Source organism: Streptomyces sp. NBC_00236, assembly GCF_036195045.1.
GTDB lineage: Bacteria > Actinomycetota > Actinomycetes > Streptomycetales > Streptomycetaceae > Streptomyces.
On record NZ_CP108100.1, the window covers coordinates 366,455 to 385,330 of the forward strand.

7 protein-coding genes are annotated in these 18,876 nt (G+C 71.6%); all 7 read right to left on the reverse strand.

Annotated elements, in window-relative coordinates; genetic code table 11:
• Positions 1 to 199 precede the first annotated feature (199 nt).
• The 7 genes from OG446_RS01675 to OG446_RS01705 all read right to left on the reverse strand — a co-directional run bounded on the left by OG446_RS01675 (position 200) and on the right by OG446_RS01705 (position 18,869).
• Positions 200 to 1,900 carry an ABC transporter ATP-binding protein gene (locus tag OG446_RS01675; RefSeq protein WP_328892305.1) on the reverse strand — a complete coding sequence of 567 codons (1,701 nt, stop codon included), beginning with the start codon at positions 1,898 to 1,900 and terminating at the stop codon, positions 200 to 202.
• Entirely contained in the window at positions 1,887 to 12,803 is a 10,917-nt protein-coding gene (locus OG446_RS01680) for a non-ribosomal peptide synthetase (protein ID WP_328892306.1), read from the reverse strand. The genes OG446_RS01675 and OG446_RS01680 overlap by 14 nt, the downstream gene beginning before the upstream one ends.
• Positions 12,804 to 12,864: 61 nt before the next feature.
• Positions 12,865 to 14,652: an ABC transporter ATP-binding protein gene (locus OG446_RS01685; protein WP_328892307.1), complete on the reverse strand. Its 1,788-nt coding sequence runs from the start codon at positions 14,650 to 14,652 to the stop codon at positions 12,865 to 12,867.
• Positions 14,653 to 14,692: 40 nt separating this feature from the next.
• Complete coding sequence (locus tag OG446_RS01690) at positions 14,693 to 15,751, reverse strand: iron-siderophore ABC transporter substrate-binding protein (RefSeq protein WP_328892308.1); 1,059 nt, start codon at positions 15,749 to 15,751, stop codon at positions 14,693 to 14,695.
• A 75-nt stretch (positions 15,752 to 15,826) separates the two neighbouring features.
• Positions 15,827 to 16,708: an ABC transporter ATP-binding protein gene (locus OG446_RS01695; RefSeq protein WP_328892309.1), complete on the reverse strand. Its 882-nt coding sequence runs from the start codon at positions 16,706 to 16,708 to the stop codon at positions 15,827 to 15,829.
• A gap of 35 nt (positions 16,709 to 16,743) precedes the next feature.
• A complete protein-coding gene (locus tag OG446_RS01700; protein ID WP_443050260.1) occupies positions 16,744 to 17,754 on the reverse strand; it encodes a FecCD family ABC transporter permease in 1,011 nt (336 codons plus the stop codon).
• 56 nt (positions 17,755 to 17,810) lie between these two features.
• Complete coding sequence (locus tag OG446_RS01705) at positions 17,811 to 18,869, reverse strand: FecCD family ABC transporter permease (protein ID WP_328892311.1); 1,059 nt, start codon at positions 18,867 to 18,869, stop codon at positions 17,811 to 17,813.
• Positions 18,870 to 18,876: the final 7 nt, after the last annotated feature.

An 18,876-nucleotide genomic window follows, 5' to 3' on the forward strand; every position in this document is an offset into this window, starting at 1 on the left:
ACCTCCGTGTGGTGCAGTCCTAGACAGCTCCACCACACCGGAGGTCTTCGCCTTTGATCAAGACCCCCGTGTCAACAGCGCTCGTGATCAACACACCTAGCATCCGCCGAATGAACCAGAACACCCGCCCCCGCGCCCAGGATGCCTGAGCCGCGGCGAGCGGGTTCCCGCTCCCCGGGCCGGCAGCGGCCGCGGCCGCTCACCTCGTCACCGCCAGACAGTAGGCCTCGTCGGTGGCCAGGAGGTTGCGATGGGTGTCCTCGGCCGTGATGACCCCGTCGTCCAGGACGAGCACCCGGTCGGCCGCGTCCAGGACGGCCGGACTGCTGGAGATCACCAGGGTGGTTCGGCCCCGGCGCAGCTTCACCAGATTGCGCGCGATCAGCTGCTCGGTGACCGCGTCGACGGCCGTCGTCGGATCGTGCAGGACGAGGACGTCGGTGTCGGCGGCCAGGGCGCGGGCCAGGGAGAGCCGCTGACGCTGTCCCCCTGACAGGTTCGCGCCGCGGTCGCGGATGGCGTAGTCGAGCCCGTCGCGGTGGAGCGCGACGACGTCGGTCAGCATGGACGCCTCCACCGCCTCGGGAACCGTACGGCTGGTTCCCGCCGGGTCGATGTTCGTACGGAGGGTGCCCGCGAAGATCTCCCCGTCGTACGGGTTCACCAGCATGTGCTCACGGACGGCCTCGACCGACAGGTCCGCGATCTCCCGCCCGCTGATCCGGACCGTCCCCTCGTACTCCTGCGGCGGGACGTTCACGGCCAGGATCGAGGCGAAGTCGGCTGCCGCGCGCGGCTGATAGGCGGTGATCGCCACGAACTCCCCGGCGTCGATGCGCAGGTTCAGCTTGCGCAGCGTCCCGTACCGGACACCGTCGATCTCCAGGCCGCCCCCCGCCGCCGGGCGGTCGGGGCCCGCGGCCGACACCGGCGGCGCCGCCAGGACCAGCGCCATCCGCTCGGCCGAGGCCCGCGCCATCATCACGTACTTCGGCATCTCCGAGAACAGCTTCAGCGGTTCCATGATGAACTGCGCGAGGCCCACCGCCATGACGAGCTCCCCGATGGTGATCTGACCGTCGAACGCCAGCCAGCCCGCCGTCAGGGTCACGGCGGCGGCCAGGACCGCGTTGAGGGCCTGTGCGGCGCCCGCGTACGCGCCGTTCACCCTGGCCACGGTGATCGCCTGGTGCTTCGCCTCCGTGCTCACCTTCCGGTAGGACACGAACGCCGCGTGGTTGCCACCGAATCCGTGCAGCGGGCGCAGGCCGGTGATCAGGTCCGCGACCTTCGCACCGGCCCGCGCCACCCGGGCCTGCTGCTCCTGGGTACTGGCGCCGATCCGCTTGGACATCACGCTGAGGATCGTCAGGATCACGACGGTGCCCATGATCACCAGCAGTCCGAGCCGGAGGTCCGCCAGACCCAGTGCGACCGCCGCGACGACGACCGCGACCAGTGAGCTGATCAGCAGCGGCACCACCTCGATGATGTCGGCGGTGGAGTCGGCGTCCTCGGTGGCGATGGTCAGCACCTCGCCGGACTTCAGGTCGATGTTCCTGTCCACCGGCTGGAGTCCGCACTCCGCGACCTGCACCCGCCAGCGGTGTGCCTCCGTCGTGTTGGCCTTCTGCAGTACGCGCATCCCGAACCGCCACGACAGCGACACGGTCGTGATGATCACGGCCAGCGCGCCGATCGCCATCCCGAGGGAACCGGGGCTCCGGTCCTGGAGGGTGTACTCGACGATCAGGCCGAGCGCGATGGGGAAGGCGGTCTCGCCGGCCTGGTACAGGCCCATGAGGACGGTGCCCCACGTCATGGCACCGAGGTTGCGGCGCAGCGCCGTCCGCAGGATGCCGGCTCCGTCGAGGGGCCGGTGGGGGTCAGGAGTTCGCATCGAGGTGACCGGCAATCGCTTCGGGGGTTCGCAGGGTGAGCAGGTCGCGGATCGTGATGACTGGGCCGTACTCCCGGCGGAGCAGCCCGATCAGACGCACCGCCAGCATGGAGTGTCCGCCGAGGGCGACGAAGTCGCTGACCGCGCTGACCTCGTCGTCGTCCAGGTCCAGCGCCTCGGCGAAGAACTCGCACACCGTGATCTCGGTGTCCGTCTCCGGTGCGCGTTCGGCCACCGTCGTCAGCACGCCCAGCGGCCTGGCCTCCGGGAGCGCCTTGGTGTCGGCCTTGCCGTTCACGGTCAGCGGGATGCGGTCGACCTGCGCGTAGTGCGTGGGGCGCAGGAAGTCGGGGAGGGCGGCGCCCACTTCGGCGGCGACGGATGCCAGATCGGATCCGTCGAGCACCAGGTACGCGGCCAGCCGGTACGCTCCGTCGACCTGTGGGTCGGGCTGGGCGACCGCGGCGGCGAACCGTACCGCCGGGTGCGCGGCGAACGCGGCCTCGACCTCTCCCGGTTCGACGCGGTGGCCGCGGATCTTGACCTGCTGGTCGGTCCGGCCCAGGTACATCAGGTTGCCGTCGGGGCGACGGACAACCAGGTCACCGGTGCGGTACATGCGCTCGCCCGGTTCCCCGAACGGGCAGGCCACGAACCGGTGCGCCGTCTGCGCGGGCTGTCCGAGGTAACCGCGGGCGATGCCGACGCCCGACACGTACAGCTCGCCCGGCACACCGTCCGGCAGGGGCCGAAGCCACGGATCCAGTACGTACACCTCGGTGTTGTCGATGGCCACGCCGACCACCGGGTCCTCGCACTCGAAGGTGCCGACGCCGAGGGTGTTGATGGTGTACTCGGTGGGTCCGTACAGGTTGTAGCCGGCCGTGCCCTCGGTCTCCGCGAGCCGCTGCCACAGTGCCGGGGTGACGGCCTCCCCGCCCAGCAGAACGAGCGCGGGCCGCCGTCCGGGGGTGTCGAGCAGTCCCTCGGCCACCAGTTGCTGCGCGTAGGTCGGGGTCACGTTGATCACGTCGATCCCGTGCTCCAGGCAGTACTCGACCAGCCGGGGCGCGTCGCGGCGCAGCTCCTCGTCGCAGATGTGCACCTCGTGGCCGTCGGCGAGCCAGAGCAGCTCCTCCCACGACATGTCGAAGGCGAACGACACGGTGTGCGCGATCCTGAAGACCCGGTGCTCGTGCTCCGCCAGCACCGGTTCGAAGATGCGTCGCTGATGGTTGATCAGCATGTTGGTGAGTCCGGCGTACTCGGTCACCACGCCCTTGGGCTTCCCGGTCGATCCGGAGGTGAAGATCGTGTACGCGGGGTGCCGCAGGCGGTCCGGATCCTCCGGCGTGAACGTGCGGAACGGCTGGGCCTCGGGCAGTGGACGGTCGAGCTCGATCAGCTCACCGGTCAGCCGGGGTGACACCGCGCCCACGGTGAGGGTCACGTCCGGGCGGGCGGCTTCGACGATCGCGGCGATGCGCTCGTCCGGGTGGTCGAGCTCCAGCGGCACATAGGCGGCTCCGACGCGCAGCACGGCGAACAGCGCCACGATCGAGTCGAGGGAGCGCGGGATCGCGAGGGCCACGGTCCGCTCCGGTCCGATACCGCGGCCTGCCAGCACTCCGGCCAACGCGCGGCTGCGGTCCCGGAGTTCGGCGAAGGTCATGGCCGAACCGTGGGCGACGAGGGCGATGCGCTGCGGGTCGCGGTCGGCCGCCCGGTCGAACCGGTCGACGACCGTGTCCGTGCCGACGTCCGTACGGGGGGCCGCTGCGGGCAGTGCGCCCGCGCCGGGGAGCGCGCCGACCGGCCCGTCCGACCCGGCCAGGTCCTCCAGAACGCGGAGGTAGCCGTCGAGGAGTCCGCGGGCGCCCTCGGGGTCGTCGTCGCGGTGCTCCAGCTTGACGGTGAGCCGGTCGCCGGGCGTGACGACCCAGGTGAACGGATAGTGGGTCGAGTCGTCGGCCTGCACCGAGGTGATGCCGTGCCGGGCGTTCATCTCGGCGAACGCGTCCAGGTCCAGGAAGTTCTGGAGCACGAACAGGTTGTCGAACAGCGTGTCGTGTCCGCTGGCCCGCTGGATCTCGCCGAGGCCCAGGTGCTCGTGCTCCATCGCCTCGACGCGGGCAGCCTGGACGGCCGTCAGGTACTCCCCGACCGTGTCGTCCGGACGGGCCCGCGTCCACATGGGCACCGTGTTGAGCAGGACGCCGACGATGCCGGACAGGCCCTCGCCCTCGCGGCCGGAGACGGTCACGCCGAACACCGCGTCGCCGCGCCCGGTGTGCGCGCCCAGCAGGAGGCCGAACGCCCCGGTCAGCACCGAGTTCAGGGTGACGCCGTGTGTCCTGGCCGCCTGCCGCAGCAGACCGGACAGTTCGGCGGACATCGTGTGGACGAGCGCGTGCGGCAGTTCGTCCGTGACGGCCGGCTGCTCCCCGGCGAGCAGCGTGGGGCCGCTGAGGCCGTCGAGGTGGTCCGCCCAGAAGCGCTCCGCCACGGCGGGGTCCTTTGCGGCGAGCGCACGGGCGTAGTCCTCGAAGCCGGGCGAGGGCGGGACCGCGGCCGGCGGATCGCCCGCGAGGACGGCCCGGTAGGCGTCGAACAGGTCCCGCAGCAGGATCTCGCGGGACCAGCCGTCCCACAGCAGCAGGTGGTAGCTCAGCAACAGGCCGTCGCGGTCACCGGGCAGACGCACCACGGTCAGCCGGACCAGCGGCGGCTCACCCGGGTCGAATCCCGTGTCGCGGTCCCCGGCGCGCAGGGCGTCGGCCTCGGCCTCCGTCGCGACGGTGACCGTACGGACGTCGACGCGACGGCCGGCGCCGAGGACCTGGACCGGATTGCCGCGGTCGTCGGTGGTGAAGCCGGCGCCGACGACCGGGTGCCGGGCGATCACGTACGCCATGGCCTCGGCGAGCGCGTCGGTGTCCAGGCGGCGGTCGAAAGTGAAGTAGCTCTGCGCGACGTAGTGTCCGGCCGTGCCCGCCATCTGGGCCTGGAAGTACAGACCGCGTTGGAGAGGGGTGACCGGTGCGGTGCGCTCGGCTGTCGCGGAGACCTCCGCGATGCGCTCCAGAGCGGTCCGCCAGTGCGCGGTGATCTCGTCGGGGATGCCGTCCGCGAGGGTGAACGCAGCGTGCAGGCTGCCCGTGGTGTCGTCGGTCCACGCGTTGACCTCGACGGCGTACGGGCTGCCCTCGTCCGCGCCGGTGATGTGCGGCACCCGGGAGTCGCCGCTGCGGCCCAGGTAGTTGAACAGGACCTGCGGGCGGGCGGTCAGCAGCGGGGCCGTCTGCGGGTTCAGGTATCTGAGCCTGCCGTACGCGACGTGCCCCTCCTCGTCGGGCTGGCGTGCGGCGACCTCGCGCGCTGCCTCGACGGGGTCGGTGTGCGCCGTGAGCCGTACCGGCGCGATGGCGGTGAACCAGCCGACCGTGCGTGTGTAGTCGTGGTGTTCCCGGACGGGGACGCGGCCGTGGCGCTCCAGATCGACGGCGAGGTCGGTGGGGGCCGTCTGGACGTGGGTCAGTGCGGTACGCAGTGCGCCGCACAGGAGCTCGGTGAGGCCGATGCCGAGTGCGGCGGGTGCAGTGCGCGTCACCCGGTCGCTCATGTCGGGCGCCAGCACGACGGTGGCCTCGCGCAGGCCCTCGACGGAGGGCAGCAGCGCGGGCGCCCCGAGCGTCGTGATCCAGTCGCCGAGGCCGGTCACCTCGGCGCTGCGGGCACCCGTCGCTTCGGCGTACTCGCGGTAGGACGTGGTGGGCGGCGCCAGGGCGGCCCCGCTCAGGGCGGTGGCCAGGTCGTCGAGGAGGATCAGCCAGGACACCGCGTCGACGGCGAGATGGTGCACGGTGACCACGAGGGTCCGGCTCTCCGGTATCCAGGAGAAGGCGGCGACCTCCCCGGACTCGGGGCTCAGGCTCCCGGCGGCTTCGTTCGCGGCGGCCGTGGGGTCGCCCGTCTCCGTGCGGACGACGGTGACCTCGCGGTGGGGTTGGGTGCGCAGGGCCCACACGCCGTGCTCCACGTCCAGCTGCAGCCGGAGGACGGGGTGCGCGGCCACGACGGCGTTCGCGGCGCGTTCGACGTCTCCGAGCGCGACGCCCTCGGGGACCACCAGCGACCGGGCCTGGGCGAACCGGGCGAGCGAGCCGCCCCGTTCCCGCCTGCGCAGGATGATCGGCGTCGGGAGCAGCGGGCCGTCCTCCGGGCGGACGGGGCCGGCGGACGGGGTCTGCGGTGTGCGCGAGGCCAGCTGTTCGGCGAGTGCGCGCGGGGTCTTGAACAGGAAGACGTCCCGCGGTGCGATGTGAAGTCCGAGGGCTCTGGCCTGGTTGATGACGGTGATCGCGAGGATGCTGTCGCCGCCCGCCATGAAGAAGTCGGTGTCGGCGTCCGCCTCGGAGCCCGGCAGCGTCTCGCCGAAGATGCGGGTCAGCGCGGCGAGCGCAGTACCGGCCGTGGCCGGTGGGACGAGGTCCCGCCCGGCGCCGGCGGCGGCCGGGGCGAGGTCCTGCGCGGCACTCGCGGCCAGGGCCTCGCGGTCCAGTTTGCCGTTGACCGTCAGCGGCAGCGCGTCGAGGAGGCGCACCTGGCCCGGCACCATGTGTGCGGGCAGCTTCTCCGCCAGGAGTGCGGTGAGGTCGCCGGGCGCCCGGCCCACGACGTGTGCGACCAGGTGGTCGCCGCTGTCCGCCACGGTGACGGCCACGTCGACCACGGTGTCGAGCTCCCTGATCGCCGCCTCCACCTCGCCGGGCTCGATCCGGAACCCCTTGAGCTGGACCTGGCCGTCGGCCCGGCCGGCGAACTCCAGCTCGCCGTCGAGCGTCCGGCGGGCGAGGTCGCCCGTGTGGTACATGCGGGAGCCGTCGCCCGCGAACGGGTTCGCCACGAACCGGCCCGAGGTCAGCCCGGGCCTGCCGAGGTAGCCGAGGGAGACCTGGTCGCCCGCGACATAGATGGCACCCACCTGGCCGGGCGGCACCGGCCGGAGCCGGTCGTCGAGGAGATGGGTCTCCAGACCGGGGACCGGACCGCCGATCGGGCTGACGTCGGCACCGAAGTCCTCGTCGGTGAGCACCCGGTGGGTGACGTGGACGGTGGTCTCCGTGATGCCGTACATGTTGACGAGCTCGGGCGTGCGGGTGCCGTACCGCTCGACCCAGCCGCGCAGCCGCGCGGGATCCAGGGCTTCGCCGCCGAAGATGATCCGTCGCAGGGCGGTGGCCGGTTCTCCGGCGTGCCGGTCCGCCTCGATGAACCGGTAGAACGCCGACGGGGTCTGGTTGAGCACGGTGACTCCGCGCTCGCGCACCAGCCGGTGGAAGTCCACCGGGGAACGGGTCAGCGCGTAGTCCGGCACGAGCAGCTCCGCGCCGTGCGCCAGCGCGCCCCACAGCTCCCAGACGGCGAAGTCGAAGGAGTACGAGTGGAACTGGACCCACACGTCCTGCGGGCCGAAGCCCATGTCGGGACGGGTGTTCGCGAGCAGTGCCACGACGGAGGCGTGCGGGACGACGACGCCCTTGGGCCGGCCGGTGGACCCGGACGTGTAGATCACGTACGCGGGGTCCTGCGGGCCGGGAACCGCGGTCCTGGGCGCCGTCCCGTCCGCCTGCGGCAGCTCGTCCCCGAGCACGAGCACCCGGGCCTGTACTCCGGCGCGGGCCAGCAGGCCGGTGAACCGGTCGCGCTGCTCACGGTCCACGAGAACGGCCTGCGGTGCGGCGTCGGCCAAGATGTACGCCAGCCGTTCGTCCGGGTACGCCAGGTCCAGCGGTACGTAGGCGCCGCCCGCGGTGACGATGGCGACCAGGGCGACGACCTGCTCCACGGAACGCGGCACGGCGACGGCGACGCGTCCGCCCGGTCCGACGCCGGCCGCGCCCAGCGCCATGGCCAGCTCGTCCTTCGCCGAAGCCAGTTCGCCGTAGGTGAGCGACCTGCTGCCGCCGTCGAGGGCGCACTGGGTGACGGCGACGGCGGCCGGATCGCGGAGCGCGACAGCGTCGAACAACGCGCCCAGGGTCGTCGGCGTGACGGGGGCGGGGCGGCGGTCGTCCTCGGTCGCCAGCTCCTCGACCCGTGCGTCCGGGCGGGTGAGCAGACCGGTCAGCGTGCGGGCGAAGGTGCGCAGGATGCCGGCGGCGCCGGATTCCCGGAGCAGCGCGCCGTCGTAGATCAGGTTGAAGCGGGGCCTGCCGTCGTGGGTGCGTTCCACCACCAGCGTCAACGGGTAGTGCGGGGCTCCCTCGTTCACGATGCCGGCGATGACCAGTTCGTCGCCGGGCCGACGCAGCGCGGCCACGTCGGTCGCGACGTCGAACACGACCAGGGTGTCGAAGCGAGCACCGGCGCCGGTCAGCCTGCCGATCCGCGCCAGCGAGACGTGCTGGTGCGGCAGCACGGCGCTCTGGTGCTCCCGCACCGAGGCGAGCAGGCCGGCGGCCGTCGTGGTCGCGCCCCAGCGGGCCCGTACGGGAATCGTGTTGATGAACAGGCCCACCATGTCGGCGATGCCGGGCACCTCCGCGTCGCGTCCGGACACGGTGGATCCGAACACGACGTCGTTGCCGGGCAGGATGCTGCCGAGCGTCACCGCCCACGCGCTGTGCACGGCCACGCTCAGGGGCACGCCGGCCGCCCGGGCGGCCGCGTCGACGTCGTCCGACGGCTCCACGGCCGTGTCGGCGAACCGGTCGGACGGGATGTGCCCGTCGGCGACGAGTGAGGGGCCGGGCAGACCGGCGAGCTGCTCGCCCCAGACCCGGTCGCTCTCGTCCTCGTCCCGTCCGGCGAGCCAGTGCACGTAGTCGGGGAAGCCGCCGGTCCGGTACGCGGTTCCCGGCCGGTGGTACTCGGCCAGCAGGGTGCGGAGCATCGGCGGCACCGACCAGCCGTCGGCGATGATGTGGTGCACGGTCTGCACCAGCACGTTGCGGCCGGCGCCGTCGCGGATGAGGGTGTAGCGCATCAGCGGGCCGGTGGCCAGGTCGAAACCTGCGCGGCGGTCCCGCTCGGCGAGTTCGCGGATCTCGGCGTCGGTGATGCCGGGTCGGTCCAGTGTGGTGAAGGGTGCTTCGGCGCCGCTTTCGAGTACCGAGACGACCCGGCCGTCGGCGAGGGCCGTGAACCGGGCGGCCAGGTTGGGGTACAGCGTCAGCAGGCGGGTGGCCGCCGCCGCGAGCCGGCCGGCGTCCACCTCGCCGTCCAGCGTGAGCAGTTGCTGCTCCACATAGCTGCCCGCCGATTCGTCGTCGAAGACCGAGTGGAAGTACAGGCCCTCCTGCAACGGGGTCAGCGGCAGGATGTCGCACAGCCCGGGGCCGTCCAGGGCGTCGACATCGGCCTGGCTGAGCGGCAGCGGGGCGAAGTCGCTGGGCGAGTGGCCGCCGCCTTCGAGCGCGGCCAGCCCGGCCAGGGCCTCCCGCAGGTACGCGCCGACGACGGTGATGTCCTCGTCGGTGAACACGCCGTCGGGCCAGGAGATCGTGGTGACGAGTTCGTACCCGCCGGTGGCGGCCGGTTCGGCGATCAGGTTGAACTCCAGGGCGCGCTGCAGGCGCATCCTCGGGTCGCGCTTCTCGCCCAGTTGCCCGGTGGTACCGGCGAGCTGCCAGTCCCCGGAGGAGTCCGAGTCGAAGCGGCCCAGGTAGTTGAAGAGCACCTGGGGTGCGGGAGCGTCGAACCGGGCGCCGGCCAGGTACCGCAGGGCGCCGTAGGAGAGACCGTTGCCCGGGACGCGGGCCAGGTCCTCCTTGACGGCCTTCAGTGCGGCGGCCAGATACGCGGGCGAGGTGGGGTCGGCCGTGGCGCCGGGGTCGACGGTCACCGGGAAGAGGGTGGTGAACCAGCCCACGGTCCGCGACAGTTCGGGTTCGAAGCCGGCGGCGTCTGCGACGACGCGTCCCTCGCGGCCGTGGCCCTCCAGCTCGATGTGGGCGAACGTCTGGTCCTGGCCGAGGTCGCGGCGCCACCGGGCGAGGGCGACGGCGAGCGCGGTGAGCAGGACGTCGTTGACGCCCGCGTGGAACTTCGCGGGTACCTCGCCCAGGAGCGCCGCCGTGATCCCGGGTCCGACCGATACCGTCCGCTCCCGTTCGTTCGCCACGGTGTCGGCGCCGGACAGGGCGCGCCTGCCCAGGGGTCCGTCCACGCCCGGCAGGGGACGTGCGAAGTGGGCGCGGTCCGCGTCGAACGCCGTGCTTGCGAGCAGCTCGGTCCAGCGCCGGAACGAGGTGCCCACCGGGGGCAGTTCGACCGGTGCGCCCGCGGTGTACTGCCGCCATGCCGTGGCCAGGTCCTCCATCAGGACCCGCCAGGAGACCCCGTCGACCACCACGTGGTGAACGACCACGACCAGTTGCCGCGTCTCGCGGCGCCAGACGGCACGCAGCATGACTCCGTGGTCCGGGTCGAGCCCTTCGGTGGCCGACTCGATACAGGCGTCGAGCGGCAGGCCGCTCTCCTCCCACCCGGCGACGGCCTCTTGCGCCTCCGGGATCTCGAAGCTCCAGCGCTCACCGCGCACCAGCCTGGCCCGCAGCATGTCGTGCCGCCGGACCACGGCGGTGAGGATTTCGTCCAGGGCTTCGGCGCTCAGGTCCGGCGGGGTGTTCAGCACCACCGACTGCACAAAGCCGTCGACCGCGTCCGTGACCTCGCCGAGCCACTGGACGATGGGCGATCCCACGACGGGCCCGGTCCCCACGTCGTCGTCCCGCACCGCGGCGGCGTCCTCGCGGCTCGCGACCGCGGCGAGGGCGCCGACGACTCCGTGGGCGAAGATCTGCCGTGCGGTGACGTGGAGCCCGGCGTCCCGCAATGCGCTCAGCAGGGAGATCGCCAGGATGCTGTCCCCGCCGAGCCGGAAGAAGTCCTGGTCGACGCCGACCTCGTCCAGCCGCAGGACCGCGGCGACGGCCGCGCAGACCACGCGTTCGTTCTCCGTGGTGGGCTGGACGACCGGGCCGGCCGAGGTCACGGGCTCCGGCAGCGCGGCCCGGTCGAGCTTGCCGTTGGCGGTGAGCGGGAACTCCTTCATCACGACCGTGTGGGTCGGCACCATGTACTCGACCATGTGCGCCTCGGCCCATGCCCTGACCTCGTCGGCACGCAGGTCCTCGTGGTCGGCGGCCGGGATCACGTATCCGACGAGGTAGGTGCCGCCCGCCGTGTTCTTCCTGGCGACGACGCAGCTGTGCCGTACGCCGGGGTGCTCGGCGAGACCGGCCTCGACGTCCTCGATCTCCAGGCGCATTCCCCGGATCTTGATCTGGTTGTCCGCCCTGCCCAGGAAGTCCAGTGAGCCGTCCGGGGCGAACCGGGCGAGGTCGCCGGTCCGGTAGAGCCGGGAGCCGTCGGCGGCGAAAGGGTTCGCCACGAAGCGGGATGCGGTCAGGCCGGGCGCGTTGACGTATCCGCGGCCCAGGAGGAAGCCGCCGACGTACAGTTCGCCGCCGGCCCCGACCGGGACCGGGCGCAGTTCGTCGTCCAGCACGTACAGCTGGGTGTTGGGGTTGGCCCTGCCGATCGATGTCGACAGGCGTTCAGCGGCGCCCCGGTAGATGACGTGCGAGACGCCGATGGTCGTCTCGGCGGGGCCGTAGCCGTGGTACATGGGGATGTCGAGGCGGGTGCGGAACCGCTCGTAGAGCTCGGGGGTCAGCACCTCGCCGCCGCACCACACATGGCGCAGGCTGTCCAGCCGTCCGGAGTCCCCCGCCATCTCCAGCAGGACGTCCAGCATGGACGACACCAGATAGGTGAAGGTGACGCGCTGCTCGGCGATCACGCTCAGCAGGTGGTGCGGGTCGCGTTCGCCGCCGGGCCGCAGGACCACCAGCCGGCCGCCGCACACCAGCGGCAGGAAGATCTCGTTGATCGAGATGTCGAAGGACAGCGGTGCCTTGAACAGGGACGCGTCGTCGTGGCCGAAGTGCAGGATCTCCTCGACCTGCCACAACAGGCGTTCGCTGATCGCCTCGTGACGGATCATCGCACCCTTGGGGCGGCCGGTCGAGCCGGACGTGAAGATCACGTAGGCCAGGGCGGGGCCGGGCACGGTGACGTCGGGCGCCTCGACGGGGTGGGAGGTGAACCTCCAGTCGTCGAGGTCGACGGCCACGGCCTCCGGCTCGTCCGGCTCGTGCTCGCCCGAACCGTTGAGCTGGAGGACGGCCCGGGCGTCCTCGATGACGACCGCCCGGCGCGCGGCGGGCCACATCGGATCGAGCGGGACGAACGCGCATCCCGCCTGGAGCACGCCGAGCAGCCCGACGACCATGTCGGCACCGCGGCCCAGGGAGATGCCCACGACCTGCTCGGCCGTGAGTCCGCGTTCGATCAGGTGGTGGGCCAACTGACTTGCATGGCGGCTGACCTGACCGTAGGTCAGTGAACGGTTCTCGTCGACGATCGCGACCGCGTCGGGTCGCTTGCGTACCTGCTCGTGGAACATCTCCACGATGGTCGGCCGGTCCCGGCCGGCCTCGGTGTCGTTCCACCGGGCCAGGTCCTCGACCCGCGCCTCGAGACCGGAGGGGCCGATGGTCCCGAGGGGGCGGTCGGGGAAGTCGGCGAGGTCGTCGAGGGCGAGCTGGGCATCGGCCGCAAAGACGCCTTCCGGGACGGCGATGGTGCGCTCCGCCGCGTCGGCCTCCCACCCCGCGACTCCGGAACCGCCGTTGGCGGCCCATCCCAGGACATCGGCGAACAGTGTGCCGGGGGTGAGGTCCATGCCGTCGGGGCTCTGCCCCGACGCCCAGTAGGCCAGACCGATGGCGCACGCGGTGACGAGGGTCCCGTCACCGTGATCACCGGTCCTCCGGCGCAGGCCGGCCAGGCCCTCTTCGGAAAGCAGTACGAGACGAGCGCCCGGTTCCATCATCGAAGACTCCGCTTCCCATCCGACGAGGTGTCCAACTTAGCCTAGCCTAACTAAGGTTTACCTAACTACCTTCGCGCCAGGCCCGCCACAGTCGCGCGTACCGGCCCCCCAGGGCCACCAGTTCCTCGTGCGTCCCCTGCTCCACCACCCGCCCCGCGTCCAGCACGGCGATCCGGTCCGCGGCCATCGCCTGGGTCAGCCGGTGCGCCACGAACAGCGTGGTCCGGCCCGCACACGCGGCGAGCACCCCGCGCTCCAGCTCCGCGGCGCCCTCGCTCCCGGCCTCCGCCGTGGACTCGTCCAGCACCACCACCGGAGAGGCGGCCAACACCAGACGGGCCAGGGCGATCTGAGCGACCTTGGTGACGTCGAGGCGCTCGCCGCCCTCGCCGACCACGGTCCGCAGCCCCTCCGGCAGCGCCTCGGCCCACACACCCGCACCGACCGTACGCAGCGCGTCCGTCAACTCGGCATCGGTGGCCTCCGGCGCGGCAAGCCGCAGGTCGTCGGCGAGCGGACCGGAGAACACGTGCGTCTCCTGCGTCAGGATGCTCACCAGAGCCCTGGCTCCGGCCTCGTCGAGATCGGCGAGATCGTTCGGTCCGATCCGCACCGAACCGGACTGCGGACTCCCGATGCCCGCGATCAGCGCGGCAAGGGTCGACTTGCCCGCGCCGGTCGCCCCGACCAGGGCGAGTGAACCACCGGCCGGAATCGTCAGGCTGACGTCCCTGAGGACCGGGTCCTCGGCGTCGGGATAGCTGAACGTCAGCCCCTCCACCGTCACCCGGTACGGAGCGGCGTCCGCGGGCGCCACGGTGGAGTCGCCCACCAGGCGGTCCTCCGCGTCCTCCCCCAGCACCCCGACCAGCCGGGTCAGGCTGGCGCCCGACTTCTGCGCCTCGTCGAACGTGAACATGATGGCGCCGAGCGGCGTGAACAGCCGGTGGAACATCAACGGGGCGGCCGAGACCTCACCGAGGGTGGCGGCGCCGCCTTCCAGCAGGGCGTACCCGACCAGGAGGATCAGGACGAGCCCGATGAACTCGGCACGGTTCTCCCGGCCGACGAAGCGGCCGAAGAACCGGAACACCTCGATGCCGTACTCGCGCACCCGCCACGACTCGGCCGTGACCTTCTCGCGGAACGCGCCCTCAAGGCGGTACGCCCGGACGGTGTCGATGCCGTTCAGACCGCTGATCAGGGCCTGGGCCCGGTCGGCCTGAGCCGCCCGCTGCTTGCGGTAGAGCGGCGCGGACCGGGGAAGGTACCAGCGCAGGGCGAGGGCGTACGCGGGGAGCGCACCGGCGCCCGCCAGGCCGAGCCGCCAGTCGAGACCGAACATACCGGCCGTCGCGATGGCGACGAGCACGCCCGCCGAGAACACCGTGGGCACGGCGGACCGGATGCCGCGGGACAGCACGGCCACGTCGTCGCCCACCCGGGAGAGCACATCCCCCCGGCCGACCTGCTCGATCCTGGCGCTGGGCATCCCCAGCACCGCCCGGACGGCGCGTTCACGCAGCCGGGCCAGCAGATCCGCGCCGAGCCGCCCGATCAGGTACGTCGACGCCGCGGTGGCCGCCGCTCCGAGAAGCGCGGCAGCGACCATCAGCACGCCGATCCGGACGAGCAGGGAACGGGGTTCGCCGTCGACCACCCCGTCGACCACCTGGCCGAGCAGGAGCACCGGGAGCACCTGGAGCGCGGCCCCGGCCACCGTGGTGAGCACGGTGGCCGAGGTCAGCCACGGAACCTCGCGGCAGTGCGCGGTGATCCACCGGGTCGCCTCACCTCCGGTGGCGGTGCGCAGCGTTGCCGGGGCGGCGCGGGTGCCGGTGGCGCTCACACGCGGGCCGGGGCGGGCCGGCCGTGGTTGCCGGACGACGTCACTGCTCGGCCGACTTCACGAGCTCGTCGATCGCGTACGGCATCGACAACAGCGTGCCCTGGGAGATGGCCGCACCGACCGCCGGCCCCTCACTGTCGAGCAGGTACGACACCCGGCCGTCCTTGACCGCCTTCAGGTTGGCGAAGAGCTTGTCCTTCTTCAGGGCTTCCTGGTCGGCCTTGTCGTTGATGACGAAGATGCGGTCGACGTCGACGAGGTCCATGCGCTCGGGCGAGAGCACCGTGTAGAACTTGCCGCCCGCGATCTTGTCGATCTCCGTCGCACCCTTGTAGCCGATGCCCGTCAGGAGGCGTCCGCGTACGTCGGTGGTGGTGAACGGCGCCACGGACTTCTCGTACCAGGACAGCGCGACAGCGGTCTGGTCCGCGAACTCCGGGTGGGCCTTGGCGGCGGCGTCGAGCTTCGCCTGAATGCCCTTCACCATCGCGGTGCCCTCGGCCTCCTTGCCGAGCGCCTTGGCGATGTGCAGCGCGTTGTCCTGCCACGGCGCGCTGAAGGGCTCCTTCTCCGCCTTGGTGCGGCCCACCGTGGGGGCGATCTTGGAGAGCTTGTCGTACGCGGCCTGGTCGACCTCCGAGTAGACCGCGATGATCAGGTCCGGCCGAAGGGCGGCGATCTTCTCGTAGTTGGGGCCCGTGTCACCATTCTTCATGATGACCTCGGGGCGGGCGTCGCCCCACTTGTCCTTCACCCAGGGCCACTGGGTGTTGATGTCGGGGGACTTGCCGGCCGGGTTCGGGTACTGGTCGACCATGCCGACCGGCTTGATGCCGAACGCCAGGATGGTCTGGTCGTCCGTGTAGCCGACCGAGACGACCCGCTCGGGCGCCTTGGTGATCTCGGTGGATCCGAACGCGTGCTCCACGGTGACCGGGAACGCGCCTGCGGCGGCCGGGGCCTTGTCGCTCGCCTTGTCCGTCTCGTTCTTCGAGTCGGAACCGCATCCCGCCAGGAGGCCGATGCCGAGGGTGGCGGCGGAGACCGTCGCCGCCAGCCGCTGCCAGGGCCTGGTGAGCATCGTTCTGTGGAGGAGCATCCGGATTCCCTTGCTTTCGCACTGTCCCATGGGCCCCGTATAAGGGCAGCCAAACCTTACCCCGACGGGGTGAGGTTAGCCTAGCCTAACCTTCGTACTCCCTTTGCTCAAACCCTGGTTGAGCGATACATGGGTCCGGCCGATCGGCACGATGAGCGGCCGGTCGCCGACCGGATCGTCGATCACCATGGCCCGCAGACCGAACGCCTCCTCCAGCAGCCCGGCGGTGATCACGTCGCGGGGGTGCCCCTGCGCCAGGATCGAGCCCTCACGCATCACGATGAGGTTGTCGCTGTAGCGGGTGGCCAGGTTGAGGTCGTGCAGCACCATGACCACGGTGCATCCCGACTCGTGCAGGTCGTCGACCAGATCGAGCACATCGATCGCGTGCGCCAGGTCCAGATAGGTGGTCGGCTCGTCCAGCAGCAGCAGATCGGTGCCCTGAGCCAGCGTCATCGATATCCAGACGCGCTGGCGCTGTCCGCCCGACAGCGAGTCGACGGGACGGTCCGCCAGTTCGGACACCCCGGTCATGGCCAGCGCGGCCGCCACCACATCGGCGTCGTCCGACGACCACTGCCGCAGCCAGCTCTGGTGCGGATGCCGCCCCCGGGCGACCAGGTCGGCCACCGTCAGCCCTTCGGGGGCGACCGGGGCCTGCGGCAGCAGTCCGAGCTTCTTCGCCACGTCCCTGGTCCTGAGCCCGGCGATGTCCTCGCCGTCCAGGACGACCGCCCCCCTGACGGGCTTGAGCAGCCGCGTCAGCGTGCGCAACAGCGTGGACTTTCCACATCCGTTGGGGCCGATGATCGTGGTGATCACGCCGGACGGGATGGCGACGTCCAGCTCGTCGATGACGGTCCGTCCGCCGTACCCGACCGTGACTCCTCTGGCCGCCAGCCGCGCGGCATCCGTGCCCGCCGACTCGACCTCGGTGCTGGTGTGGTGAACGGCCACAGGCCCCCCATTCTCCGGATAGTCCGACTCGTCTTTCATCTGCTGAGGTTCGCCCGTACCAGCAGATACACCAGGAAGGGTCCGCCGATCGCGGCGGTGACCACTCCGACCGGGAGGCCGATCGGCAGCACCGAGCGCGCCACCAGGTCCGATCCCGTCAGCAGCAGCGCACCGGTCAGTCCGGAGGCCACCATCGGCGGTGTCGGGCACCTCGCCAGACGCATCGCCACCTGCGGCGCCACCAGCGCGACGAAGGGGACCGGGCCGGCCGCGCTCACCGCGACCGCGGCCAGCAGAACGGCACACAGCAGCAGAACGGCCCGCACCCTCGTGTACCGGACGCCGAGGCCCGCGGCGACCTCGTCACCGAGGTGCATCGGCTTGAACTGGAACGCGACACAGGCGACGACGGCCATCAGTGCCAGCGAGCACCACAGCGCCACCCGGACCTCGTCCCACGAACGGTTGTCCAGCGAACCGACCAGCCACGCCTGGGCCCGCGCCACATCCCTGATGTCCGCCGAGACCAGCAGCCAGGTGGAGACCGCTTCCGTCATGGCGCTCACCGAAATGCCGATGAGAATGAGCCGGAAGCCGTCGATGCCCCGCCGCCACGCGAGGAAGTACACCAGCAGTCCCGCGCCCAGTCCGCCGGTCAGCGCCGCCGCGGAGAGGCCCACGGAGCTGACGACCGCCGCGGCGGTCCCGCCCGACACCGTCACCAGGAACACCGCGACCATGCCGGCGCCCCCGGTGATCCCGAGGACGTCCGGGCTGGCCAGCGGATTGCGCGCGACGGACTGGGTGATCGCCCCGGACACCCCGAGCGCCACTCCCACGACGAGTCCGGCCAGCGCCCGCGGCATCCGCAGGTCCATGACCACGAACTCGTCGACCTGCTCGCCCCGGCCGAAGAGCGTGGCGATCACCCGGGAGAGGCCGATGGGGAAGTCCCCGACACTGATGGAGAGGCAGAACACGAGAAAGGTTGCGGCCGCCAGCAGCAGGGTGACCAGCACGAGCCAGGGCCGCCATACGAACGACATACGGCCGACCCGCACGCCCGGCACCGGCGCCGGCGAGGTCTTCGTCTCTGTCACGTTCACGCGCTCCTGAACTTTCCGCGCCAGACCAGACCCGCGAAGAACGGGGCGCCGAGAAGGGCGACGACGACACCCGTGTCCAACTCGCCCGGCCGCACCACCAGTCGGCCCACGATGTCGCAGACCAGAAGGACCACCGCGCCGAGGACACCCGCGTACGGCACCAGCCAGCGGTAGTCCGGTCCGGTCAGATAGCGGGCCACATGAGCGACCATGAGCCCGAGGAAGGCGACAGGGCCGCAGGCCGCCGTCGCCGCGCCCGCGAGCAGGGTGATGGCGAGAATGCCGACCGTCCGGCTCAGCGTGATGTTCACGCCCAGTCCCCGGGCCACGTCGTCACCCAGGTTCAACAGGTTGAGTGAGGGCAGCATGGTGAGCGCCAGGACCAGCCCGGCCGCGACGAACCCGGTCACCGGCCAGATCACGTCGAAGCCGACACCGGCCACGGAGCCGGCGTTCCAGAACCGCAGGGCGTTCAGTGACTTCTGGTCCGACAGCGCGACCGCTGTCGTCATGGCCGCGAGGAACACGGTGATGCCCTGACCGGCCAGTGCCAGCGTCAGCGGATTACCCGCTCCCCTGCCGATACTGGCCAGCCCGAACACGACGACGCCGGCGACCGCCGCCCCGAGGAAGGCGAACCAGACGTACTGGAACGGATCGGTCAGTCCGAACAGGGCGATCACCGACACCACCGCGAACGAGGCGCCCGCGTTCACCCCCAGCAGACCCGTGTCCGCGATCGGGTTGCGCGTGTAGCCCTGGATGAGCGAGCCGCCGACGCCCAGGGCGATGCCCGCCACCACGGCGAGCACCGTCCGGGGCACCCGGACGGTCTGCACGATGAGCCGGATCTCGGTGAGCCGCTGGTCGGATTCCGGCGCCGCGAACAGCCCGTGCCACACCTCTGCGGGACTCAACGCCCGCGCGCCCACGGCCAGGGACACGGCTCCGGCGGCCACGAGGATCACCAGGAGCGTGCCCAGCCCGACAACCCGCCTCCGGCGGGCGGTCGTTGTGCCGCTGGACGCGGAACGTTCCACTGCAGTCGTGCTCATGTCGGCG